This is a genomic window from Edaphobacter sp. (genome assembly GCF_028283685.1).
Lineage (GTDB): Bacteria > Acidobacteriota > Terriglobia > Terriglobales > Acidobacteriaceae > Edaphobacter.
In genome coordinates this window covers 1-21218 of sequence record NZ_JAPWKF010000006.1, presented here as the reverse complement: position 1 = coordinate 21218, position 21218 = coordinate 1, and the positions used below count along the sequence as shown (strand labels likewise).

Annotated in this window: 26 protein-coding genes; 14 read left to right on the top strand and 12 right to left on the bottom strand. The window is 64.2% G+C overall.

Translation table 11 applies throughout. The features are described from left to right. The first annotated feature begins 143 nt into the window (after positions 1-143). The gene (locus PW789_RS08735; protein ID WP_299374495.1) at positions 144-1166 is read left to right on the top strand and encodes a diacylglycerol kinase family protein; all 1023 of its coding nucleotides are present in this window, start codon (positions 144-146) and stop codon (positions 1164-1166) included. 117 nt (positions 1167-1283) lie between these two features. On the opposite strand, the gene PW789_RS08730 is transcribed toward PW789_RS08735, so the two are convergent. Next, the gene (locus PW789_RS08730; RefSeq protein WP_299374492.1) at positions 1284-1448 is read right to left on the bottom strand and encodes a hypothetical protein; all 165 of its coding nucleotides are present in this window, start codon (positions 1446-1448) and stop codon (positions 1284-1286) included. Positions 1449-1841: 393 nt separating this feature from the next. Here PW789_RS08730 and PW789_RS08725 point away from each other — a divergent pair, with 393 nt between their 5' ends. Together PW789_RS08725 and PW789_RS08720 are read left to right on the top strand one after the other, a co-directional pair. Further along, on the top strand, positions 1842-3323 hold the full coding sequence (locus tag PW789_RS08725) for a folylpolyglutamate synthase/dihydrofolate synthase family protein (protein WP_299374489.1): 1482 nt from the start codon (positions 1842-1844) through the stop codon (positions 3321-3323). Next, positions 3320-4132 carry a 1-acyl-sn-glycerol-3-phosphate acyltransferase gene (locus PW789_RS08720; RefSeq protein ID WP_299374486.1) on the top strand — a complete coding sequence of 271 codons (813 nt, stop codon included), beginning with the start codon at positions 3320-3322 and terminating at the stop codon, positions 4130-4132. The genes PW789_RS08725 and PW789_RS08720 overlap by 4 nt, the downstream gene beginning before the upstream one ends. A gap of 36 nt (positions 4133-4168) precedes the next feature. Here PW789_RS08720 and PW789_RS08715 read toward each other — a convergent pair whose 3' ends face one another. Then, positions 4169-4744 (bottom strand): elongation factor P, encoded by a 576-nt coding sequence (locus PW789_RS08715; protein WP_299374483.1) that lies wholly within the window; start codon positions 4742-4744, stop codon positions 4169-4171. Positions 4745-4843: 99 nt separating this feature from the next. Here PW789_RS08715 and PW789_RS08710 point away from each other — a divergent pair, with 99 nt between their 5' ends. From PW789_RS08710 to PW789_RS08700, 3 genes are all read left to right on the top strand, one after another. Beyond that, a complete protein-coding gene (locus tag PW789_RS08710; RefSeq protein ID WP_299374480.1) occupies positions 4844-5146 on the top strand; it encodes a carboxymuconolactone decarboxylase family protein in 303 nt (100 codons plus the stop codon). 160 nt (positions 5147-5306) lie between these two features. Then, on the top strand, positions 5307-5903 hold the full coding sequence (locus PW789_RS08705; protein WP_299374477.1) for a nitroreductase family protein: 597 nt from the start codon (positions 5307-5309) through the stop codon (positions 5901-5903). A 283-nt stretch (positions 5904-6186) separates the two neighbouring features. Then, a complete protein-coding gene (locus tag PW789_RS08700; RefSeq protein ID WP_299374474.1) occupies positions 6187-6501 on the top strand; it encodes a Rieske (2Fe-2S) protein in 315 nt (104 codons plus the stop codon). A gap of 7 nt (positions 6502-6508) precedes the next feature. Here PW789_RS08700 and PW789_RS08695 read toward each other — a convergent pair whose 3' ends face one another. Then, positions 6509-7882, bottom strand: coding sequence for a retropepsin-like aspartic protease (locus PW789_RS08695; protein ID WP_299374471.1), 1374 nt, complete (start codon positions 7880-7882; stop codon positions 6509-6511). 218 nt (positions 7883-8100) lie between these two features. Between PW789_RS08695 and PW789_RS08690 the strand changes: the two genes are divergently transcribed. Beyond that, positions 8101-9294 (top strand): diguanylate cyclase, encoded by a 1194-nt coding sequence (locus PW789_RS08690; RefSeq protein ID WP_299374468.1) that lies wholly within the window; start codon positions 8101-8103, stop codon positions 9292-9294. 123 nt (positions 9295-9417) lie between these two features. Here PW789_RS08690 and PW789_RS08685 read toward each other — a convergent pair whose 3' ends face one another. Beyond that, positions 9418-10335, bottom strand: a complete 918-nt coding sequence (locus tag PW789_RS08685; protein WP_299374465.1) for an AraC family transcriptional regulator — start codon at positions 10333-10335, stop codon at positions 9418-9420. 249 nt (positions 10336-10584) lie between these two features. Here PW789_RS08685 and PW789_RS08680 point away from each other — a divergent pair, with 249 nt between their 5' ends. After that, complete coding sequence (locus PW789_RS08680) at positions 10585-11478, top strand: SDR family oxidoreductase (RefSeq protein ID WP_299374462.1); 894 nt, start codon at positions 10585-10587, stop codon at positions 11476-11478. Positions 11479-11529: 51 nt separating this feature from the next. Here the strand turns inward: PW789_RS08680 and PW789_RS08675 are convergent, their stop codons facing one another. The 3 genes from PW789_RS08675 to PW789_RS08665 form a co-directional block, all read right to left on the bottom strand. Continuing rightward, entirely contained in the window at positions 11530-11928 is a 399-nt protein-coding gene (locus PW789_RS08675) for a DUF1801 domain-containing protein (RefSeq protein WP_299374459.1), read from the bottom strand. Between the two features lie 71 nt (positions 11929-11999). Continuing rightward, positions 12000-12653, bottom strand: a complete 654-nt coding sequence (locus tag PW789_RS08670; protein ID WP_299374456.1) for a TetR/AcrR family transcriptional regulator — start codon at positions 12651-12653, stop codon at positions 12000-12002. A 95-nt stretch (positions 12654-12748) separates the two neighbouring features. Continuing rightward, the gene (locus tag PW789_RS08665) at positions 12749-13735 is read right to left on the bottom strand and encodes a hypothetical protein (protein WP_299374453.1); all 987 of its coding nucleotides are present in this window, start codon (positions 13733-13735) and stop codon (positions 12749-12751) included. Between the two features lie 171 nt (positions 13736-13906). Between PW789_RS08665 and PW789_RS08660 the strand changes: the two genes are divergently transcribed. Further along, on the top strand, positions 13907-14479 hold the full coding sequence (locus tag PW789_RS08660) for a hypothetical protein (RefSeq protein ID WP_299374449.1): 573 nt from the start codon (positions 13907-13909) through the stop codon (positions 14477-14479). 119 nt (positions 14480-14598) lie between these two features. Here the strand turns inward: PW789_RS08660 and PW789_RS08655 are convergent, their stop codons facing one another. Genes PW789_RS08655 through PW789_RS08635 form a run of 5 tightly spaced genes read right to left on the bottom strand, consistent with a single transcriptional unit; the run spans position 14599 to position 17449 of the window. After that, a complete protein-coding gene (locus PW789_RS08655; RefSeq protein WP_299374446.1) occupies positions 14599-15351 on the bottom strand; it encodes a dienelactone hydrolase family protein in 753 nt (250 codons plus the stop codon). Between the two features lie 43 nt (positions 15352-15394). After that, on the bottom strand, positions 15395-16114 hold the full coding sequence (locus tag PW789_RS08650; RefSeq protein ID WP_299374443.1) for a hypothetical protein: 720 nt from the start codon (positions 16112-16114) through the stop codon (positions 15395-15397). Between the two features lie 33 nt (positions 16115-16147). After that, positions 16148-16663: an AAA family ATPase gene (locus PW789_RS08645; protein ID WP_299374440.1), complete on the bottom strand. Its 516-nt coding sequence runs from the start codon at positions 16661-16663 to the stop codon at positions 16148-16150. A 40-nt stretch (positions 16664-16703) separates the two neighbouring features. Further along, on the bottom strand, positions 16704-17042 hold the full coding sequence (locus tag PW789_RS08640) for an ATP-binding cassette domain-containing protein (protein ID WP_299374437.1): 339 nt from the start codon (positions 17040-17042) through the stop codon (positions 16704-16706). Then, complete coding sequence (locus PW789_RS08635; RefSeq protein ID WP_299374434.1) at positions 17039-17449, bottom strand: GntR family transcriptional regulator; 411 nt, start codon at positions 17447-17449, stop codon at positions 17039-17041. The genes PW789_RS08640 and PW789_RS08635 overlap by 4 nt, the downstream gene beginning before the upstream one ends. Positions 17450-17654: 205 nt before the next feature. Between PW789_RS08635 and PW789_RS08630 the strand changes: the two genes are divergently transcribed. From PW789_RS08630 to PW789_RS08610, 5 genes are all read left to right on the top strand, one after another. Next, entirely contained in the window at positions 17655-18092 is a 438-nt protein-coding gene (locus PW789_RS08630; protein ID WP_299374431.1) for a MarR family winged helix-turn-helix transcriptional regulator, read from the top strand. Continuing rightward, positions 18089-19408, top strand: a complete 1320-nt coding sequence (locus tag PW789_RS08625) for an MFS transporter (RefSeq protein WP_367182514.1) — start codon at positions 18089-18091, stop codon at positions 19406-19408. Before PW789_RS08630 ends, PW789_RS08625 begins: the two co-directional genes overlap by 4 nt. Before the next feature lie 21 nt (positions 19409-19429). Further along, entirely contained in the window at positions 19430-19738 is a 309-nt protein-coding gene (locus PW789_RS08620; RefSeq protein ID WP_299374428.1) for a hypothetical protein, read from the top strand. 41 nt (positions 19739-19779) lie between these two features. Further along, a complete protein-coding gene (locus PW789_RS08615; RefSeq protein WP_299374425.1) occupies positions 19780-20331 on the top strand; it encodes an isochorismatase family protein in 552 nt (183 codons plus the stop codon). A 257-nt stretch (positions 20332-20588) separates the two neighbouring features. Beyond that, the gene (locus PW789_RS08610; RefSeq protein WP_299374422.1) at positions 20589-21176 is read left to right on the top strand and encodes an isochorismatase family protein; all 588 of its coding nucleotides are present in this window, start codon (positions 20589-20591) and stop codon (positions 21174-21176) included. Positions 21177-21218 lie beyond the last annotated feature (42 nt).

Here is a 21218-nt window from a genome sequence, read left to right as displayed (position 1 = left end):
GCGCAGGAGCGCACTCATCCGAACGTCTGCATATACCAAACCTGTCTGTCTCTGTGCTCGAAAAGGGTAGCATCATCCCATCAATTCCAGCCTGACAATGCATCGATTCCAGTCCGGCAGCATCCGGCAGGTAGCATGAAGCAGTGCGCCGCGTCCTGATGCTCGTCAATCCGGTCTTCTCCGCTCGCCGGCGTCGCAGCATCCCCGCTATCCGCGCTCTGCTCGAGGCCTCCGGCATCCAGGTGCAGCTCGAAGACACCGGCATCGACGGGGCCACCGCGCGACTCGCTCGCCGCGCCGCCGAGGCCTACGACGCCGCAGAAACATCCAGCATCGCCAGCCAATCGAACGACCCAGGCCAATCCAGCGCCGTAGCCCAGGCCACTGGCCGCATCGACGCCATCTTCGTCTGCGGCGGCGACGGCACCGTCTTCGACGTCCTGCAGGGAGCCGCCGGCTCCTCCATCCCCATCGGCATCCTCCCCTTCGGCACCGGCAATGTCCTGGTGCAGAACCTCAACCTGCCGCGCTCGCCGCTCGCCGCTGCACGCGCCCTGCTTGACGCAACCCCCATCCCCGTTCCGCTCGGCAGCATTCAACACGGCAGCCAGAGCTGGTACTTCGCCATGTCCGCAGGCACCGGCGGACACGCTGCCATGATGCGCGCCGCCTATCGTTATCACAAGCACCGCACCGGGCGGCTCGCCTACTTCGCCGCGGGCTTCGAGATCCTCGCCACGCATCCGCTGCAGACCTTCGGCCTCTCGCTCACCACCGTTACCGGCGAGACCCGCACGCGCCAGGCCTCCGAGCTGATCGCCCTCCGCGTACCGCAGCTCAACCTCTGGCGCACCGGCGGATCGCTCACCCGGCCCGTGCTGCGCGTCGCCTCCGTCGCCGGAGCCTCGCGCCTGCGCCTCGCCCGCGCCGCCTTCGACTCGCTCGCACTGGCCTCCGGTGAGCGCGGCCACAGCGACCCCGCCACCGCTGCCGCCATCTACGAGGACGCCGTCAGCCTCACCATCACACCCGCCCCAGGCTCTCCGCCCCTGCCCCTGCAGGCCGACGGCGAGATCATCACCACCATCACCGCAGCCCAGCCCGTCACCATCGCCATCACCGACACGCATGTCACCCTGCTGGCCAACCGCACGCGTCTGCCCTGACCCGCAGCCGGGAAGACCCCGCAATCGCCCACAAAAAATCAGGACCGCTGCCTTCTGGCCCGGGCGGCGGTCCTTCGATATGCGCTCATTTCAGTGAGGTGGTGCAGTACAACGTCTTTAGGCAGATTCGGTCAGCGCGATACCCTGGTTCCGCCCGCGCTCCGTCTGCTCAATCTCTTCTTCCTGCTGCTGGCTGCGCAGCCAGGCATTGGCCCGCCACCGGCCTATGTATGGAATCGATACGGCCACAACCGCGGGAACCACCAACCTGAGATTCTCCATCGCTGCTCCTCCATGCCATATTGCGAGAGCGTGACTCCGCCCCTCGGGCTGTTCTGCCAATCGGTGAAATCTGTTGTCTGAAGTCTCTAACCAGAAAAATCCGACTGAGAAAAGAAGGAGGCCTTGGGATGTTTTGCCCGCAGCCTCCGCGTCTAGTGTTTTGTCTATCGGCACTATCTCGCGTTCCATGAGCCGGAAGATATCCCCCCTTCGGGTCAGCTCACTCCCACCATCCGGTAACTCCCGACATACGTCGATTAAGCCGGATAAGCCGACGCGTAAGGCCGCTGGGTAAACGGCCGAGGGAACCGGCCCCGCACGGCTCCGGCCTTCGTCACAGCTAAACGTCATGTCATCAACATCGCGCCTCCCCAAATCGCCTAAAATAGCCCCATGTCCTACACCGCGGCGTTAGACCATCTCTACGCGAAGGGCCTCGAGCTCGCGCCCTCCTCGTCCAATGCGCCGCGCCGCAAGTTCGACCTCGAACACATGCGCCTCCTCTCCCGCGCCCTGGGCGACCCGCAGGCCAGCTTTCCCGCCGTGCTGATCGCCGGAACCAACGGCAAGGGTTCTACCGCGGCCACGCTCTCCAGCATCCTCACCGCAGCTGGCTACCGCACCGGCCTTTACACCTCGCCACATCTCTCGCGCGTCAACGAGCGCATCCGCATCGACGGCACACCCATCTCCGACGACGACTTCGCGCGCCTCTACTTCGCCGTCGACACCGTCGCCGAGAAGCTCGTCGCCGATGGCACGCTGCCCCACCACCCCAGCTTCTTCGAGAGCCTCACCGCCATCGCCTTTGCCTACTACGCCGAGCAGAAGATCGAGATCGCCGTCCTCGAAGTCGGCCTCGGCGGACGACTCGACGCCACCAACATCGTCGATCCGCTCATCTCCATCCTCACTGACATCTCGCTCGACCATCAGGACTACCTCGGCAACACCATCACCGAGATCACCCGCGAAAAAGCCGGCATCCTGCGCCCCCACGGCACCCTCATCACGCTGCCCCAGCACCCCGAGGCCAACCAGGCCATCGGCGAGGCCGCCGCCACGCTCGAGCTGCACGCCATCAGCGCCGCCAACTTCACGCCTACCGCAGAGAAGCTCCTCTCGCAGGCCACCGGCGTGCAATACCATCCCAGCGCCGACGGGCAGGCCATCGCACTGCCGCGCAACCGCTACACGCTGACCCTCAACCATCAGCCGCTGCACGTCGATTCGCCGCTGATCGGCCAGCACCAGCAGCGCAACATCGCGCTCGCCATCGCCGCCGCCGAAGAGCTGCGTAACCCGCAGGGTTACACCATGCTGAAAAGTAACCCAAAGAGTTACAAAATTTCGACGACCGCGATCGAGCAGGGCATCCGCAACACCCGCTGGCCCGGCCGCCTCGAACTGCTGACACCGGCCACGGCTGAAGCACCCGTCGAAGCCCCAGCCACCATCGCCCCGCTCCTGCTCGACGTAGCCCACAACCCTGCCGGGGCCTGGACGCTGCGCTCCGTCATCGCGCACCTGCCCGAGTCGCAGCCGCGTACGCTCATCTTCTCCTGCCTGCGCGACAAGGACCTCCGCGAGATGGCGCAGATCCTTCTGCCCCTCTTCGACTCCAGCGCCGACCGGCCGCACGACCACATCCTCTTCACTCCCATCAACTCGCCGCGCGCCGCTTCGCTCGCAGACCTCGCCGCCGTCGCAGCTGAGTTGGAGATCCCCGCCACCACCGCGTCCTCGCTGGCCGAGGCTCTCGCCGAGGCGCGGCGCATCACACCGTCCAACGGCATCATTCTCGCCACCGGCTCCGTCTACCTCATCGGCGAGCTGCGCACGCTCGCGCTCCAGGAGGGCTACTCCACCGCATGACAGAGCTCCTCACGCCGCAGCTTCAACCCATCGAGGCTCCACGCGCCCCGGCCTTCTTCCGCTGGCTCACCTACATCGTCCTCATCCCGCTGATGATCGCCTCCACGGCCTTCTTCGGCACCATCTCACTGATCTGCGGCCTGTGGGACAAATCCGGCAACCAGCAACACGCCATCGCGCACATCTGGGCGCGCAGCCTGCTCTGGCTCTCGCTCTCACCCGTCACCCTCGTCGGCGCCGACAAGCTCCACCTGCACGAGACCGCCGTCTACACCTCCAACCACCTCAGCTACTACGACACGCCGGTCCTCTTCTCGAAGCTCCCCTTCCAGTTCCGCATCCTCGCCAAGCAGGGCCTGTGGAAGGTGCCCTTCATCGGCTGGTATCTCAACCGCTCCGGCCAGGTGCCGGTCGATCAGTCCAGCGCGCGCAACGCCGTCGCCAGCCTCAACCGCGGCGTACAGACCCTCAAGGCGGGTCTACCCCTCGTCATCTTTCCCGAGGGTGGACGCTCCGCCAGCGGCCAGCCGCAGGACTTCGTCGCCGGAGCCGCATGGATGGCCATCAAGGCCCAGGTGCCCATCGTGCCCATCACCCTCATCGGCACCTACGAGCTCCTGCCCATCCACACCTACCACCTCTACCCGCGTCCGCTGGCCATCCACATCGGCGACCCCATCTCCACCGAAGGCCTCACCACCCGCGACGCCGACGCCCTCACCCGGCAGGTGCGGCAGGCCATCACCGCCACCTACCTCAGGCACCACCCATCGAACCCGATGAGCCCCGCCGCCACGCAGTCCAGCTAGAACGCTTGAACACGGCTCGCGCGTGGTTGTTGACCACTAAGCTCGCCCGGCGAACTCCCGGCTCTCCGTCGAAACCTTCACCGTCTCGCCCTCTTTGATGAAGAGGGGCACGCGAATCTCCAGCCCCGTCTCCAGCGTCGCCACCTTGGTCACGCTGCCCGACTGCGACGCTCCACTCAGCCCCGGCTCCGTCTCCTTCACCGTCAGGTCGACGAAGATCGGCAGCTGCAGGCCGATCGGGTTGCCGTTGAACTTCGTCAGCTGTACCTCGAGGTTCTCGATCAGAAACTCCGTCGCATCGCCCACCATCGCCTCCGTCAGCGGAAACGTCTCGAAGCTCTGCTGGTCGAGAAAGTTGAACCCATCGCCATCGGCGTAGAGAAACGTCGCCGGCACCATCTCGATGTCCGGCTCCTTGAACTTCTCGCCCGCCTTGAAGGTCTTCTCGAACACGGCGTTCGTCAGCATGTTCCGCATCTTCAGACGCACCAGAGTCTGCCCGCCCCGCGCCGTCGGCGAACTCACGTCCGCGTCCATGCAGTAAAAGGGAACACCCTCATGCTCAAACAACATCTTGCGCTTTACATCAATCGCTTCAATCAGTGCGGCCATATCTCTTCAAGTATAAGTGCCCGGACACCCCGCCCCCATGTACCCTTTCTCCAAACGAACGCAGACCCCTCACCGCACCTGCACAAAGGAGAACTCCCCATGTACGACATGAAGAACCTCTCCCAGCTCAAGAAGCTGGACGAAAACGCGCCCGACGCCATGAAGGCCTTCTGGGCCTTCGACAAGGCCGCCTTCCAGCCCGGCTCCATCGACGTCCTGCATAAGCAGCTGATGGCCCTCGCCGTCGCGCTTACCACGCAGTGCCCCTACTGCCTCGAGCTGCATCGCAAAGCCGCCGTCGAAGCCGGAGCCACCGAGGCCATGCTTGCCGAGACCGCCCTCGTCGCCGCCGTCATGCGCGCCGGTGCCGCCATCACCCACGCCACCCACCTCTACAAATAACGCTAAGCCTCACAAAACGAATGCCCACGTCTCGCCCCTGAGACGTGGGTTCCCACCCCCGATACAAACCAATCCGGCTCACCCACAAGCGTCCCCGTCACCATCCCTGCATCCAACCACCAGCAGCAATGCACAACACCCGCAGGAGGAAGCACCGCACATGAGCACCACCGCCAACGGCCGCACCGCCGACTACTCTATCGACACCATCTTCCTCGAGCGCTGGTCGCCGCGCGCCTTCACCGGAGAGACCATCGCCCGCGAAGAGCTCTTCTCCATGCTCGAAGCCGCACGCTGGGCGCCCTCCTCCTCCAACGCGCAGCCCTGGCGCTTCCTCTACGCCCTCCACGGAACCCCCGCCTTCGAGCACTTCGTCAGCCTGCTCGTCCCCGGCAACCAGGTGTGGGCCAAAAACGCCTCCGCGCTGCTCTTCTTCGTCTCCAAGAAGACCTCCACCTCCCCCAGCGGCAAGGTTGTGCCCCTCGGCACCCACTCCTTCGATACCGGCACCGCCTCCGGCTTCTTTGCCCTCGAGGTTCGCAAGCGCGGCTGGTACGCCCACGGCATGGCCGGCATCGAACGCGACCGCGCCGTCCAGGAGCTGAACATCACCGACGACTACCACCTGGAGTGCGCCTACGCCGTCGGCCGCCACGGCGATCCCGCCACCCTGCCGCCCGAGCTGGCCGAGCGCGAAAAGCCCAACACCCGCCGCCCCCTCGCCGAATCCGTCTTCGAGGGCAAGCTGCAACCGTAGCCCCGCTCTTTTCTCTTTGCTGCTGTTCCCCCGCCGGGCCACCAACCTGTGTGCCCACGTCTCGCCTCTGAGACGTGGGCACACACTTGCCACGACTCGGAGTGTCGTCATCCCGACCGAAGGCGCGAAGCGCACAGTGGAATGACCGGCCTCCCCGGCGAGCCTGCTCGCTTGAGCGGCAGAGACCTCTGTTCGACTCACGCCCTCTGGCCACCGCAAAGCAAATCACCCCCCGCAGTGCTATATCCACTACCCTTAACAACAGAAGACCCACATCCCACAGATGATCGTTAAACTCTGCAACGCGAGCGAACTCCCCGCCCCCGGCGCCATGCGCACCTTCCGCGGCCATAACCTGCAGCTCTGCGTCGCCCGACCGGAGGACGCCCCCGAGCGCATCTGCGTCTTCGACAACCGCTGTCCCCACCAGGGCGCACCGCTCAACACCGGGCACCTCGAAGGCTCCACCGTCGTCTGCCCGTACCACGCCTGGCGCTTCGACATCGCCACCGGCCAGCCCCAGATGCCCTGCGACCCGCCCCTGATCACCTACGAGGCCCGGCAGTACGACGACGAGATCTTCATCCGCATCCCCTGAATCCCGCTCAGCGCGCAACCGCAGCATCGGCCGCACGCGGCGCGCCGACTCCGAACGTCATCTGCCTGAAATCGAAGGTCACACTCTCGAAGTCGCGGAAGAGGTCCTGCCCCACGTTGCCGTACAGCTCATCCAGCCCGGCATTCGTCTTCTTCGGCGTGATCGAGACATTCTTCAGCACCGCCGTCCTGTCGCCGACCTTCAGCTCCACGCGCGGCTGCCGGAAGATAGTACGCTTCACCGATCCGCCCGCGCCTCCCGCCTCGTCGTGGCCTTCCTTCCAGCCCAGCCCTGCATCCTTGAACCGCTCGTAGTAGCGCACCGAAAGATCCGTGCTCGACGCCCCCGTATCCAGCGTGAACGGCACGCTGGCATCCTTCACCCCGAACAGCGCCACCGGGTCCAGACGCTGCATGTACAGCGGCACCGTCGTCACGCCTCGCCGCGCCGTCGGCCCCGCCTCGAACGTGCCGTCCTGCGCGAACGTCACCACGCCCAGCGCCTGCAGCACCGGGTAGCCAAGAATCGCGTTGATCTGGAAGTTCAGGTCGCCCGCGCTGATCTTCAGATTCGCGTCGTCAAGAATGAGGAAGGCCACGTTGCGCACCGTCGCACCCCCGATCCGCAGCGACGGCAGCACGCCTACCTGCAGCTTGTTCTCGATCCCCGTCACCCCCGCGCCCGTCGCCGCAAACCCCGGCAGCACGCGGATGCCCGCCGCCTTCGCAAAGCTCCTCGTCGCCACCGAGTAGTTCGCTCCCGTATCCAGCAGCCAATGCTCCTTCACGCCGTTGGTCTCCAGCTCCGCCGTGTTCGATCCGATCGCGTTTTGCGTCATCGGCAGGCGCACCGCGCCGTGCCACGTCACCTTCATCGGCTTCACCTGCGAGAGCAGCGCCACGATCTTGGCATCGTCCTTAACGTCGCCCTTGCTGTCAGCCTTCACATCGGCCTTTGAGTCGTCGCCCTGCTTCTCCGCCTTTACCGCAAAGTACTCGTCGAACGCCCGCGACGCCCTGCCATAGCGATACAGCTTCGTCTCGTCGTCCGCGATCGTCTCCAGCGCATCCGCCGCGCGGGCATCACGGCTCGCGCGCAGCCCCTCCAGCGCCCGCCGCAGCAGCTTCTCCGATGCCTTCAGCTCTCCCCGGAGATTCGCAGCCTGCCCGGCGTAGTAGTCCCGCTCAACCCCTTTGGGCATCGCCGCCAGCCGGCGATCCAGCTCGTCCAGACGGTAGTCCGCCAGCTCCGCATCCATAGCCGCCGCTGAAGACTTCGCCGCTGCCGAAGCAGCCCCATCCGTTACACCTGGCGTCTGCGCCCGCAGCCCCAGGGAACTCAGCAATACCACGCACGCCAGCAGATAAGCTCGTTCTCTCACCGCATCAGCCTATGCTCCGCCCAACGTCGTCGGCCAGCCATCGCGTCAACTTCGGTACCCCTGCAGTCAGCACGATAGCGGCATCGCTCTCCGGTCGCACTCTCAGCCCCGACCCTTCATTGCGCGCCTATCCCCTTCTGGTAACCACCCGTCTGCTCCCTAAGTGCCATTGCGACGCCAGCCGCTGGGGGTAAAATTTATCCTTACAGGATTGGTTGATGGATCGTCTTACTCTGTTCAGCATGCAGGGCGGCCTGTTGATTTTCATGGGCATCGTCATCTTCTCGGTATGGCGTGCGCAGAGGCGTGACTACTCCGACAATGGCCCTGTCTGGTTCTCTCTGGGCTTCATCCTGGGCGGGATCGGCCTCTCCCTGCAGGCCTACCGCGGTGTCATTGCACCCTTCTACGCCATCATCCTGGGTAACTTCCTGTTTTTCATGACCTACGTCTTCATGGAACGGGCGATTGCCATCACCACCCGGCGTACCAGCCACATGTTCTGGCTCCTTGGCCTCAATGTCGCCACCATCCTCAGCTACGCGTACTTCACCTACGTCCGGCCCGACGTCGTCATCCGCACCCTCGAAGCCGTCCTCATCATGCCGGTCATGCAGCTGCCCATCTGGATTCACCTGGCGCGCTGCAAGGAGAAGACCATCCGGCCCGCCCTGCGCGCCATGGCCATCGTGCTTTACCTGCACATCCTGCTTGGCTTCGTCCGCATCCTCGGTGTCGCCATGTTTCACCATGCCGACGCCTGGTTCACCTGGTCCGGCCTGGTCGCCATCGCCGGCCTCTCTCTCTCCTTCCTCTGGATCGACTCCCTCCGCGTCCGCGACGAGCTCGAGCGCCGCGCCATGACCGACCCACTCACCGGCCTGCTCAACCGCCGCGCCCTCGACGACTTCGGCCGCCGCGAGCTCAGCCGCACCATCCGCCTCAACCTTCCCTGCTCCGCCCTCGCGCTCGACCTCAACCGCTTCAAGCACATCAATGACACCTGGGGACACGCCGCCGGCGATCGCGCCCTCTGCGCCGTCGCCGAGGCTCTCCTCTCCTCGCTCCGCATCACCGACCTCGCCACCCGCATCGGCGGCGACGAGTTCTTCGTCCTGCTCCCCGAGGCCAGCGAGCTCGACGCCGACCTCATCTGCACCCGCATCCGCTCCGCCATCCAGAAGATCAGCATCCCGGCCTCCCCCGGCCAGAGCTTCTCCATCGCCGTCAGCATCGGCTGCGTCACCGCCCGCGGCAAGGACATGACCGTCGCCAGCCTCTACCACGACAGCGATATTCGCCTCTACCACGAGAAAAACACCACACGGCGCAACGACTCCCTCGAGCTCCTCCCCCGCGACATCGCCCGCACTTCCTTCGACGATCTCAAGCCCCTGGCCCTCCGCTCCTAGCCACCCCACGTCATGCCGACCGAAGCGCAGTGGAGAGTCAGAGTCCCCTGCAAGCTTGCTCGCTTTGGGTGAAAGAGACCTGCTTCTCTACAACGGACTCCACCCGGCCACGCGAAGAAAAAACTAAGGCACCGCCTCCGCTTCCGCCCCTCGGAACTGCCGCGGCGAGCTCCCCATCACCCGTCGAAACGCCTTGCTGAACGCGCTCTCCGACGCATACCCCAGCGACTGCGCGATCGACGCCACCGCATCGTCCGACTGCCGCAGCCGGTCCCCCGCCAGCAGCATCCGCCACCGCGTCAGGTACTCCATCGGCGAGACTCCCACCGTCGTCTTGAACTTCGCCGCGAAGATCGACCGCGACATCCCGCACCGCTGCGCCAGCTGTGCCAGCGTCCAGCCCTTCGCCGGAGCATCGTGTATCGACGTGATCGCCGCCTGCATCTGCCGGTTCGTCAGCGCTGAAAGCCATCCCGCGCGTCCGCTCAACCCGTCCTTCAGATGCAGACGCAGCGCCTGCACCAGCATCATCGTCGCCAGCTGCTGCGCCACCAGCGACCCTCCCGGACGCGGCTCCAGCACCTCCACCCGCATCCGTTCCAGCAGCCACCGCAGCTCCGTCCGTTCGCTCTCCCCCTTGATGTGCACCACCGGGGGCAGCTCACTCAGCAGCAATCGTGCGTATTGCCCCTCCAGCGCAAAGAAGCCGCCCAGCCCGAAGCACTCGCCGCCGCCGTTCCACGTCGCAATTCTTCCTCGCATAGGCATATGGAAGACGGCACGCGCATCCGTCGGCGGCAGCGACAGGTCCGTCGCCATCCGGAAGGGAAGCCCTCTCGGCAGCAGAAAGCAGTCTCCCGCCTCCAGCCGCACCGGCTCGACCCCCTCCACTGCCAGCCAGCACCAGCCCGTCACCATCGCGTAGCACTTGATCCCCTCATGCGGCCCGAACTCCAGCGACCACGCCCCCGCCAGGTCGAACCCTCCCGCCATAAAGCCTCGCAGCTTCAGCAGCGACAGCACCTCCGACAACGGATCCATCCCCTCGAATCCAAACAAGATTCCCCCTCACCCGGACCAACTCGGACGATCGAGCCAGTATTACGGACTTACAACATAGATCGTACCGCCAAAACACTCATCTCAATACAAGCAGGACATGAAGGCCCGAACCGCTCCTGATGGAATCAACGCTCGACCTCCATGTTCGCCCGTGCAGCCTAACCTTCAAGCTCGACCCGAAAACCGCAGCCCCCAATCTTCCGTTCAAGGAACTCAAGGAGAAGTGCAATGCGTATCTTTCTCACCGGCGCCACCGGTTTCATCGGCACCGCCCTCGTCCCCGAGCTCATCAGCGCCGGCCACCAGGTCCTCGGCATGACGCGCAGCGATGAAGGTGCCCGCGCCCTCACCGCCGCAGGCGCCGAGCCCCACCACGCCGATCTCTACGACCTCGACAGCATCCGCCGCGGAGCCGAAGACGTGGACGCCGTCATCCACCTCGCCTTCAACCACGACTTCTCCAAGTTCGCCGAAAACTGCGAGACCGACCGCGGCGTCATCGAGGCCATCGGCTCCGTCCTCGCCGGCTCCAATCGCCCCCTCATCGTCACCTCAGGTACCGGCATGGGCGCGGCCAAACCCGGCCAGCCCGTCACCGAAGAGGACAAGCCTTCCGCCAACGCTCACGTCCCCCGCGTCGCCACTGAGTTCGCCGCTGACGCCCTCGTCGAAAAGGGCCTCAACGTCTCCGTCATGCGCCTTCCGCAGGTCCACGACACTGCCAGGCAGGGTCTCGTCAGCTACGTCATCCCCATCACCCGACAGAAGGGCGTCTCCGCCTACGTCGGTGAAGGCACTAGCCGCTGGCCCGCCTGCCACATCTCCGACACCGCCCGCCTCTACCGCCTCGCCATCGAAGGCGCCCAGCCCGGCCTCCGCTACAACGCCGTCGGCGAAGAGGGCGTCTCCATGCGCGACATCGCCGAGGCCATCGGCCGCGGCCTCAATCTTCCCACCGCCTCTCTTACCCCCGAGGAAGCGCCCGCGCACTTCGGCTGGCTGGCCGCCTTCGCCTCCTTCGACCTGCCGGCCTCCAGCGTCATCACCCGCAAGCGCTTTGACTGGAACCCCACCGGCCCCAGCCTGCTTACCGACCTCGCCAACATGAACTACAGCGCGTAAACCGCAGGCACCACCCACAAGTAACGACCGCCGCCTATTCGCGGCGGTCGCTCACTTTGACTTCTTCTTGCCCGCAAGATTCAACGCCACCGCCTCGCGGATCAGCTTCTTCAGCGCTGTCTTGTTCAGCTTCTCGCCCTCGCGAATGTCGATCGCACGCCGCACATTACCCTCAAGGCTGGAGTTGAACAGGCCCGCAGGATCGGCCAGCGAAGCACCCTTCGCGAACGTCAGCTTCACCACGCTCTTGTAGGTCTCGCCCGTGCACACGATGCCGCCATGCGAGAAGACCGGCGTGCCTCGCCACTTCATCTCTTCGACGATCTCAGGATCGGCCTCGTGGATCATCTCGCGCACTGCGGCAAGCATCGCACCGCGCCAGTCTCCCAGCTCCTCAATCTTTGCGTCGATCGACGCGGACGCCGATTCCATCGCCACAGACTTTTTCATAAGCAGCTCCAGGTCCGCACCTACTGTAGCCGTCCCGGAGCAGGCCTGCAAACTCCGCGCAGGCCTTCAGCTCATCGATCAAACAGCGCCTCGAACAGGCGCGCGGCGATCTTCTCCATCGTCTGCGCATCCAGCTTTCCGCCAAACCGCGCCTCTACCGTCAGCCCTGTGAGCATCGCGAAGCCGGCATGCACCGCCGGCGCTCGCCCCAGCGCAGCCTTGCCTCTACCCGGCGATCCCAGCAACGACGCATACACCGCCTCTTCATTGCTCGGAATAATCGTCTCGTACACCCGCTTCAGACGATCCTGCGCATCCGGGTGGCGAAGCGAATACAGCTTGAACTCCAGCAGCAGAAGTCCCCATGTCTCATCGTTGACGGACGCGAGGAAGTCTTTCCGGAACGTAGCAAGATTCTCCCGCGTCGAAGCCGAAGCATTCAAATGCTTCTGAACCTTGCCCCTGCGTCGCAGCGCATGCATCTCCACCAGCGCCAGAAAGATCGCCTCCTTGCTCTCGAACTGCGCGTAGATCGCGCCTTTTGTTCGACCAGCCAGCTTCGCGATCTCGCCAAGCTCGGCACGCTCATACCCATCGCGGAGAAACACCTGCTCCGCCGCCTTCAGCAGACGCTCGCGGGTCTCCGCCGTGCGGAGTTCATGTTTGTTTGGCGTACCCGGTTTCCTGGGAGTGCCGGGCCTGTCTGGAGTGCGTGGCGCCATCATGTTCTGTCCCATCCTAGATGATGAGAACACTCTCCGGCTCTGCCCACTGAAGATCGCAGGACACTCCTGCGTCACCTCCGCAAGACTCTCCGGCATCACGACTTCGCCTTTGCCGTATCGCCAGCGTCCGCGGTGCGCACAATCGCCACGTAGTGCTTCGTCAGTGTCTTCGCCAGCTTGTCCGCTACGCCCGTACTCTCCGACTCCGTGCGCACCGTCGCTTTGATCTGCTGATGGACGTCCAGCTTTCCGGCATGGTCCTGAAAGCGCACATTCAACGTGATCTCCGTCGCCGACGTAAACATGCCGATCGGTCCCGTCGCCGCCCGCACCACCTGGTTGCCTTTCTTGAACGTCTGGACCGCAACATGAATGGTGTACTGCGGGCACGCCGACCCGGCATTGATCTCGCCATAGCGGTACACATGCCTCACGCCCCTGGCCGTTCGCAGGCGTTCGAGCAGATGCTCATACGCCAGTGCGCGGTACGCCGCCGGAACCTCGACCGCTCCCCAGTCCGGCGCCTCCACCAGCACGCTCCCCGGCTCCACCGGATTTGTTCCGCATCCCTTCAGATTCATTGCGGCCGCCGCAAACGGAACCTGCGAGAAAGCCGTCAGCGCGCTCGTCGCCTCGTTCGCAGGCAGATAGAACACCGCCGAATGCATGCCTCCGCGAGGATCGAGGAACTCCACCGTCAGCATGTCCACGCGATGATGCATCATCGCTCCGGCCGCCAGGCCGCCGCCCTCGGGAATCGCCATGCGAAGGATGCGTCCCCCCGTGCCCCACAACTCCACGCGATCGTTGCCCGCGCTCACCGCCGTAATCGCGCTGCGGGGGATGGCCGCCTTCGTCGCCGCGCTCGTAAACGTCAGACTGCCTGCATCCAGGCTCAGCACGCCCTTCTTGTTCTCCCTGGCATCGGGAAATCCAACCGCATGCACCGCATCCTTCGAGCTCCACACCGAGGCGTGGACCGCCGCCGTCTCCGGCTCCTCTGCAACCGCACGGTACTGCGTCTGGAAGTGCAGACAGAAGGGAAGAACCGCGGACAGTAACAACCTCGAAAGCCTGGGCATGGGTGAGTCTCCTTTGTTCAATCAAAATATATACCAACTGGTACGTATTTTATTAAAAGAAAACGAAATTCTCCCTCGAGTAGCGCTTTGCGTCCCGATGCCACGTGGTGACTCCCCGCGGCAGTGTGCGATGATGCGGGCGTAGACACCGTGTGTAGACGAAAGGAACCTATGTCGCCATTGATCGAGATCGCCTTGACGCAACCGGGCCCGGAGTCTCTCTGGGTCACCTTCTTCAAATCCATCCTGCCCGGGATCGTCGCCGCCCTGGGCATCATCGCTGCCTTCACCACTTACCGGCAGAACTCCCGCGTCCAGGCGAGCAACCTCCTCCTCAAGCTCGAGGAGCACTTCAATCAGCTTGGCAGCAAACTGTTCTTCCTCGAGTACCCGGAGACCTGCTACGCCCCCATCGCGCCCATCCTCAGTCAGTGCATGACCAATCCCGATTCTCTCCACGATGACCAGCGCAAACTCATCATGGACGTCGATGAGTGCATCCGGTTTCTCTACATCTGCGCACTGAACGCACCCGACACACTCCACTTCCTCAAGCACTGGCCCTGGAAATGGCTCGGAAGCACCTCCCGGCTACCCCACGCCTACATGTACTACCTGCGTCAGCTGAACGACAGAACAGACAAGCCGGTCCTTTATTCCTACGTGCGCAAGTACTTCCCAACCATGAGCGATTGGCTGGATCGCAATCGGGCTGCCCTCGAAGCTCAAAGTATGCCGCGATAGATCTCTCAGGCCGCACCCGGCGAGTCAAAAGATCCACCAAGGAGAAAAGGGGCGATGCCGAAGCATCACCCCTTCACCCGCACGCAGCCTTGCCGCGTGCCGTCACCTTACGTAGTGGCCTAAAGCCCCAGCGCCAGCTTGCGATGAAATACGCTCAGCATCATGCCCTTCAGCTGATACTCCAGCTCCGGGTCGTAGCGATAGCCCTCGTCGCGCATGAATGCGTGCGCACCGTTGACCTCCAGCCACTGGTAGTTCGCCTTCACCTCGTCGAGCCGCGTCAGGATCGCGCGCCGTCCCTCCAGCGGAACATGCGGGTCCTGCCGGCCCCATATGTGCAGCAGCTCGCCCTTGATCTCTCCCGCACGCGCCATCGAGTCGTCCTTCTTACCCGCGCCCAGCGTGCCGCAGTGGATGTCCGTCGCATAGAAGCAGACCGCGGCACGCACCTCCGGGTTCATCGCCGCGCGAAACGCGATATGGCCGCCCAGGCAGATGCCCACCACGCCCAGCCGCCCATTGCACTCCGGCATCGCGGCCATGTGCTTCAGCAGCGAACGCGCATCGTCGTCATACGCCGAAAGCTCCTTCGCATACTTGTCATAGTTGCCCTTGTCCGATCCCGCCTGGTCATAGGCCAGCACCGTGCCCGCAGGCTCCAGCTCGTGATACACCTCGGGCACCGCAACCAAATATCCATGCCCCGCAAGAAACGTAGCGAAGCGCCGGATCGGCCCCGTCATCTGAAAGATCTCCGAATACAGAATGATGCCGGGGAACTGCGCGCCCTCCACCGCCGGGTGAAAGAAGTACGTCCGCATCGGCCCGTTGGCCGTGGGGACATCGTGAACCAGATCGTCTTTGAGAATCATGCGCCTACTCTACGGCATTCGCCCTGCCGCACGCATCCGGCCGTCAATACTCGCGTGCCTGCACAATCCTCGTCGCCGCAAGCAACAGTGCAGCGCCCAGCGCCACCGAAAATCCCATCGCCGCCCACGGCATCGTATGCGCCAGCACCGGCGAGCCCTCGCGCATCGCGCGAAAGATATTGACCGTCTCCGGCACCGGTACATGGAGCGACATCCACCAAAGCCCTGCCGAAACCATCATCGTGCCCCACGTCCGCCAGACATCGTCGAGAAACGTCGCCAGCAACACCGAGATGCCATACAGCGTTGAGCCGCACGCAATCAGCGTCACCGCGTACTCCGCCATCTCTCTCGGCGTAGCCGCCTCTCTTAGCGCGGGAGTCAGCGCCCACAGCGTCGTACACAGAACCGCGGCCACCCCAACAATCTCCAGCCAACCCACACCCGCCCTGACCAGCAGCAGCCTCACCCTGCTCACCGGCAGTGAAAGCGTATACAGCGTCGAGCCATGCAGTCCCTTCGACGCCTGCAGGGAAGGCTGCGTCACGATGCCCGAGCCACCGATCATCGCGCACGCCACCAGCAGCAGCGTCGGACAGGCCAGCGCCACCAGCCCATAGACTGCTCCATGGCCCGACGCCGTCGCACCCGGCGCAGGCGCAGCCATCCGCCACGGGCGCATCAGCCCCAGGAACACCGTCGCCCACCCCATGCAGAACAGCAGCCTGTATCTCGTCTCCAGCCATCCCTTGTACCAAAGCATCGCAGCGCCTCCTCTGTTCCTCTTCACCTGGCTTCAGTGGCTCTTCACGTGTTCGAGAAAGATCTCCTTCAGCGTGACCGGATAGCGCTCCACGACGGCGCCGGGAATCGCCTGCGCCGCAGCGGCCACCGCTTCCGCGTTGTGGCTCACCAGCAGAGACACCACACGGCCCTCCTGCTTCACCTGCTTCACACCATCGCCCCACCGTGATGGAGCCTGCCGCTCGTCCCGCAGGACCACTCTTAATTGCTGATAACTGGCCTTGATATCGTCCAGCGAACCGGACATCACCATCCGGCCCTGGTCGATGATGCCGATGTGATCGGCGACCAGATCCACCTCGGGCAGCTGGTGCGATGAAAAGAACATCGTCGTCCCCGTCTCGGCCGCGATCGACACCAGCTCGCGCAGCACATCCTCAATGGCCGCCGGGTCAAGTCCATCCGTCGGCTCGTCGAGAATCAGCAGATCCGCGCCCCGGCAGATCGCCAGCAGCAGCATCAGCTTCGATCGCATGCCCTTCGACAGATCCGGAATCCTACGCTTCAACGGCAGATCGAACATCTCCACATAACGCCGCTCCAGGTCATCACGCCACCCTGGGAAAGAACCCGCGTGTAAAGCGGATGATCTCCTCCACCGCCATGTACGGATACAGTTCCTTGTCCTCCGTCACAAAGCCGATGCGCCTGCGAATGGCGACCGCGCCGTCGGCATCGCTGACCGGAATCCCGAAGACACGTGCGCTTCCGCTGTCGGCGTGCAGCAACCCCATCAGTGTCTTGATCGTCGTGGTCTTCCCCGCGCCGTTACGCCCCAGGAACCCGAAGATGCTCCCCGCCGGCACCCGCAGATCCAGCCCGCGCAACGCTGCCTTGTCCTTATACGACTTGTTCAGCTGCTCCGTCTCGATTACGAAATCGCTCATCTCGTCCTCTCCGTCCCTGCAGCAACGACACGTTTCTCCTCTGCCTTCGCCAGCTCGTTCGCAAAGACCCTCCGCAGTTCGTCTTCCGTCAGGCCCTGATGCAGCAGCCGCTCAATCATCGATTCCATCGCCATCTGCGCCTTGCGGATCACGCGCGCCCTACTCTCCGATGACGCCTTGAGGAACGCGCCCGAGCCATGCCGCAGCTCGATCACGCCCTCGCGCTCAAGCTCCCGGTACGCCCGCACCACGGTGTTGGGATTCATCACCAGCTCTTCCGCCATACTGCGGATCGTCGGCAGTTGATCGCCCTCGCCAAGCGCACCCGTCTCCACCGCGTGCTTCACCTGCTCCATCAGCTGGAGGTAGAGAGGGATGCCCGACGATGGATTCAGACGAAAGATCATTGCGAGAAATAAAGTGTACTAGTTTACCGACACACTACACACTCCGCTCCCTGCGGTCAACAAAAGAAAGCAGTGGCAGTCTCCTTGAGTCCCGCACAGCCGGAATGCGGATTTCCTCGCCCCTCGCGCCCGCCGCATTCGTCTTCATCGTCTATTCATCAGCCAAACTTGCAAGTTTGACTTCTAATATCCTACAATTGCTTTCATGACGGATCGCTCCCAGGAGGTCGCCGACCTCGCCGAATCCATCGTCCTCATCGTGCGCCGCGTTCGCGCCGCCGCCGACGACGAGCACGATCTCTCCCTCTCCGAACGCAGCCTGCTCGGCCGCCTGCATCGCAACGGCCCCGCCACCACCGCCGACCTCGCACGCGCCGAGCACATGAAGCCGCAGTCCATGGGCGCCATCGTCTCCTCGCTCGAGAGCCTCGGCCTCGTCCGCCGCAAGCCCCACCCCACCGACGGCCGCCAGCAGCTCATCGAGCTCACCCCCAAAGGCACCGCCCTCCGCCGCAGCATCCGCGCCGCCAAGGAGAGCTGGATCACCCAGGCCGTCGCAGAACTTCCCGCACACGAGCAGAAGACCCTCTTCGCCGCCGGCGCCATCATGCGCCGCATGGCCTCCAACGGAGTGCAGCAGTGAGCGCACCGGCACAATCCGGACAGCGCCCCAGCGAACACACACCTGCACCTGTTGCCGCGGCACGGCCCTCGCGCCTCGCCTCCATCTCCCACGCCTGGCGCGCTCTGCGTCATCGCAACTTCCGCCTCTTCTTCGTCGGGCAGGGCATCTCCGTCATCGGTACATGGATGACGCGCCTCGCCACCAGCTGGCTCGTCTACCGGCTCACGCACTCCGCGCTGATGCTCGGCATCGTCAGCTTCGCCGGCCAGATCATCACCTTCTTCCTCGCACCCTTCGCCGGCGTCTGGGTCGAGCGCATGGAGCGACGCCGCCTCATCGTCTGGACACAGGTCTTCGCCGCCATCCAATCCCTCGCCATGGCCGCGCTCACCCTCGCCCACCGCATCACCTTGTGGGAGATCATCGCGCTCGCCGCCTTCCAGGGACTCATCAACGCCTTCGACATGCCCGGCCGCCAGTCCTTCCTCGTCCAGATGGTCGACGATCGCGAAGACCTGCCCAATGCCATCGCCCTCAACTCGTCGATGGTCAACTGCGCGCGCCTCGTCGGCCCCGCGCTCGCCGGAATCGTCGTCGCCGCCATCGGCGAAGGCTGGTGCTTTCTCATCGACGGCCTCAGCTACATCGCCGTCATCGCCTCGCTGCTCATGATGCGTATCCGTCCCATCGAGATCCGCCGCCACACCACCACCATGCTCGAGCAGATGCGCGAAGGCTGGGACTACGTCCGCAGCTACATCCCCATCCGCACCATCCTCAGCCTCTTCGCGCTCATCAGCCTCATGGGCTACGGCAACGTCGTGCTGCTGCCCATCTTTGCGGGCGACGTCCTTCACGGCGGGCCGCACACCCTCGGCATGCTCACCGGTGCGATGGGCGTCGGCGCGCTGACCTCCGCGCTCTCGCTCGCCCTGCGCAAGACCACCGCAGGGCTCACCCGCATGATCCAGATCGCCTCCACCCTGTGCGGCGTCACCCTCATCCTCTTCGGTTTCTCGCACACGCTCTGGCTCTCCATGCTCGTCATGGCCTTCGTCGGCTTCGGCATGATGCAGACCGCCGCCGCCTCCAACACCGTCATCCAGACCCTTGTGCCCGAAGACAAGCGCGCCCGCGTCATGAGCTACTACACCGTCGCCTTCGTCGGAGCCTCTCCCTTCGGCAGCCTCTTCGCAGGCGCACTCGCGCACCGCATCGGAGCGCCCCACACCGTCGTCATCACCGGCGCCTTCTGCATCGCCGGAGCCTTCTGGTACAGCCTTCGCCTGCCCCGTGTGCAGGCCATTATGCACGCCGAATCCGTTTCCTCGTAGCGCCCCAAAGGAGATTCAACGATGATCGCCCTCCACTACATCGCCTGCTTCTTCGCCGGAGCCTTCTTCGCCAACGTCGTCCCGCACTTCGTGCACGGCATCTCCGGCGACCCCTTCCCGTCGCCCTTCGCCACGCCGCGCGGCATCGGACTCTCCTCGCCCACCGTCAACGTCGTCTGGGCGCTCGTGAATCTCGTCGCCGGTTATCTCCTCTTTCGCCACGCACATCTCGCGGCACTCCAGCCCGCCGACCTGCTCGTCTTCTTCGCAGGCATCGCCGTCCTCAGCATTCAGATGAGCATGCACTTCCGCTCCAAGCACACCAGCTAACGTCCACGCTCGAACCGGGCCCAACCTCGAAAGGACAAGCAATGCCCATCACGCAGATCGATCCCGTCTCCGCCCTCATCGTCATCGACCTCCAGAACGGCATCGTCGCCATGAACCCCGAACAGGCGCCCGCCGTCGTCGCCAACAGCGCGAAGCTCATCGAGGCCTACCGCAAGCGCAACCTCCCCGTCGTCCTCGTGAACGTTGCGGGCCTCGCCCCCGGCCGTACCAGCACACCGCGCTACACCGGCGCCTTCCCGCCCGACTGGGCCAACCTCGTCAGCGAGCTTAACCAGCAGCCCACAGACATCCTCATCACCAAGAAGAGCTTCGGCGCCTTTCTCGGCACGGCGCTCGACGAAGAGCTGAAGAAGCGCAACGTCACACAGGTCGTGTTCTGCGGCATCGCCACCAGCATCGGCATCGAGTCCAGCGCCCGCAGCGCCTACGACCTCGGCTACAACGTGGCCTTCGTCGAAGACGCCATGGCCGACCTCAAGCCCGAAAACCACAAGCACAGCATCGAGGTCTTCTTCCTCCGCATCGGCGAGATCGACACCACCGAAAACACGCTGAAGCTCCTCCAGAGCTAACAGCGCAACGGAGGAATCTGCCTTCCTCAACCCAGCCACCAATGAAGTGCCCCACGTCTCGACTCTGAGACGTGGGTTCACCGAAACTCTCCGCTCTCATCGCCCACCCAAAAATGTCATCTCGACCGAAGGCGAAGCCGCAGTGGAGAGACCGGGGTCCCCAGCGAGCTTTGCTCGTTGGGGTGGAAGAGACCCGCTTTGCGACCACCAAAGCGTCTCCACGAAAGCCGTCCTAAATCAAACCTACGGAGACCGCCATGCCCATCACCCAAATCGATCCCGTCGCCGCCCTCATCGTCATCGACCTGCAAAAGGGTCTGGCCTCCATCCCCACAAACCCTCCTCTCTCTGAGGTCGTCGCCAACAGCGCGAAGCTCGCCGCCGCCTTCCGCAGCCGCAACCTTCCCGTCGTCCTCGTCAACGTCGCGGGCCGCGCCCCGGGCCGCACCGACACGCCGCGCTCCACGCAGGCCTTCCCGCCGGACTTCGCCGACCTGCTCCCCGAGCTCGACGTCCAGCCCAGCGACATCCTCATCACCAAGCACTGCCCCGGCGCCTTCCTCGGCACAGCGCTCGACGAAGAGTTGAAGAAGCGCAACGTCACCCAGGTCATCCTCACCGGCGTCGCCACCGGCAACGGCGTCGAAGCCTCCGCGCGCAGCGCCCACGACCTCGGCTACAACCTCGCCTTCATCGCCGATGCCATGACCGACCCCAGCGCCGAAGCCCACGCGTTCAACATCCACAAGGTCTTCCCACGCATCGGCGAAGTCGATACCACCGCCAACACGCTGAAGCTCCTCGAAAGCGAACGCACCACAAAAATCATGCATCCCCCTTCATGACGAGAAGCAGAATGAAGGGGAACGCATAACTTCTGCTATCGG

Excerpts from the sequence above, each read along its gene's own strand:
- PW789_RS08730 (WP_299374492.1), bottom strand. The coding sequence starts at position 1,448 with ATGGAGAATCTCAGGTTGGTGGTTCCCGCGGTTGTGGCCGTATCGATT.
- PW789_RS08725 (WP_299374489.1), top strand. The coding sequence starts at position 1,842 with ATGTCCTACACCGCGGCGTTAGACCATCTCTACGCGAAGGGCCTCGAG.
- PW789_RS08720 (WP_299374486.1), top strand. The coding sequence starts at position 3,320 with ATGACAGAGCTCCTCACGCCGCAGCTTCAACCCATCGAGGCTCCACGC.
- PW789_RS08715 (WP_299374483.1), bottom strand. The coding sequence starts at position 4,744 with ATGGCCGCACTGATTGAAGCGATTGATGTAAAGCGCAAGATGTTGTTT.
- PW789_RS08710 (WP_299374480.1), top strand. The coding sequence starts at position 4,844 with ATGTACGACATGAAGAACCTCTCCCAGCTCAAGAAGCTGGACGAAAAC.
- PW789_RS08705 (WP_299374477.1), top strand. The coding sequence starts at position 5,307 with ATGAGCACCACCGCCAACGGCCGCACCGCCGACTACTCTATCGACACC.
- PW789_RS08700 (WP_299374474.1), top strand. The coding sequence starts at position 6,187 with ATGATCGTTAAACTCTGCAACGCGAGCGAACTCCCCGCCCCCGGCGCC.
- PW789_RS08690 (WP_299374468.1), top strand. The coding sequence starts at position 8,101 with ATGGATCGTCTTACTCTGTTCAGCATGCAGGGCGGCCTGTTGATTTTC.
- PW789_RS08685 (WP_299374465.1), bottom strand. The coding sequence starts at position 10,335 with ATGGATCCGTTGTCGGAGGTGCTGTCGCTGCTGAAGCTGCGAGGCTTT.
- PW789_RS08680 (WP_299374462.1), top strand. The coding sequence starts at position 10,585 with ATGCGTATCTTTCTCACCGGCGCCACCGGTTTCATCGGCACCGCCCTC.
- PW789_RS08675 (WP_299374459.1), bottom strand. The coding sequence starts at position 11,928 with ATGAAAAAGTCTGTGGCGATGGAATCGGCGTCCGCGTCGATCGACGCA.
- PW789_RS08670 (WP_299374456.1), bottom strand. The coding sequence starts at position 12,653 with ATGATGGCGCCACGCACTCCAGACAGGCCCGGCACTCCCAGGAAACCG.
- PW789_RS08665 (WP_299374453.1), bottom strand. The coding sequence starts at position 13,735 with ATGCCCAGGCTTTCGAGGTTGTTACTGTCCGCGGTTCTTCCCTTCTGT.
- PW789_RS08660 (WP_299374449.1), top strand. The coding sequence starts at position 13,907 with ATGTCGCCATTGATCGAGATCGCCTTGACGCAACCGGGCCCGGAGTCT.
- PW789_RS08655 (WP_299374446.1), bottom strand. The coding sequence starts at position 15,351 with ATGATTCTCAAAGACGATCTGGTTCACGATGTCCCCACGGCCAACGGG.
- PW789_RS08650 (WP_299374443.1), bottom strand. The coding sequence starts at position 16,114 with ATGCTTTGGTACAAGGGATGGCTGGAGACGAGATACAGGCTGCTGTTC.
- PW789_RS08640 (WP_299374437.1), bottom strand. The coding sequence starts at position 17,042 with ATGAGCGATTTCGTAATCGAGACGGAGCAGCTGAACAAGTCGTATAAG.
- PW789_RS08635 (WP_299374434.1), bottom strand. The coding sequence starts at position 17,449 with ATGATCTTTCGTCTGAATCCATCGTCGGGCATCCCTCTCTACCTCCAG.
- PW789_RS08630 (WP_299374431.1), top strand. The coding sequence starts at position 17,655 with ATGACGGATCGCTCCCAGGAGGTCGCCGACCTCGCCGAATCCATCGTC.
- PW789_RS08620 (WP_299374428.1), top strand. The coding sequence starts at position 19,430 with ATGATCGCCCTCCACTACATCGCCTGCTTCTTCGCCGGAGCCTTCTTC.
- PW789_RS08615 (WP_299374425.1), top strand. The coding sequence starts at position 19,780 with ATGCCCATCACGCAGATCGATCCCGTCTCCGCCCTCATCGTCATCGAC.
- PW789_RS08610 (WP_299374422.1), top strand. The coding sequence starts at position 20,589 with ATGCCCATCACCCAAATCGATCCCGTCGCCGCCCTCATCGTCATCGAC.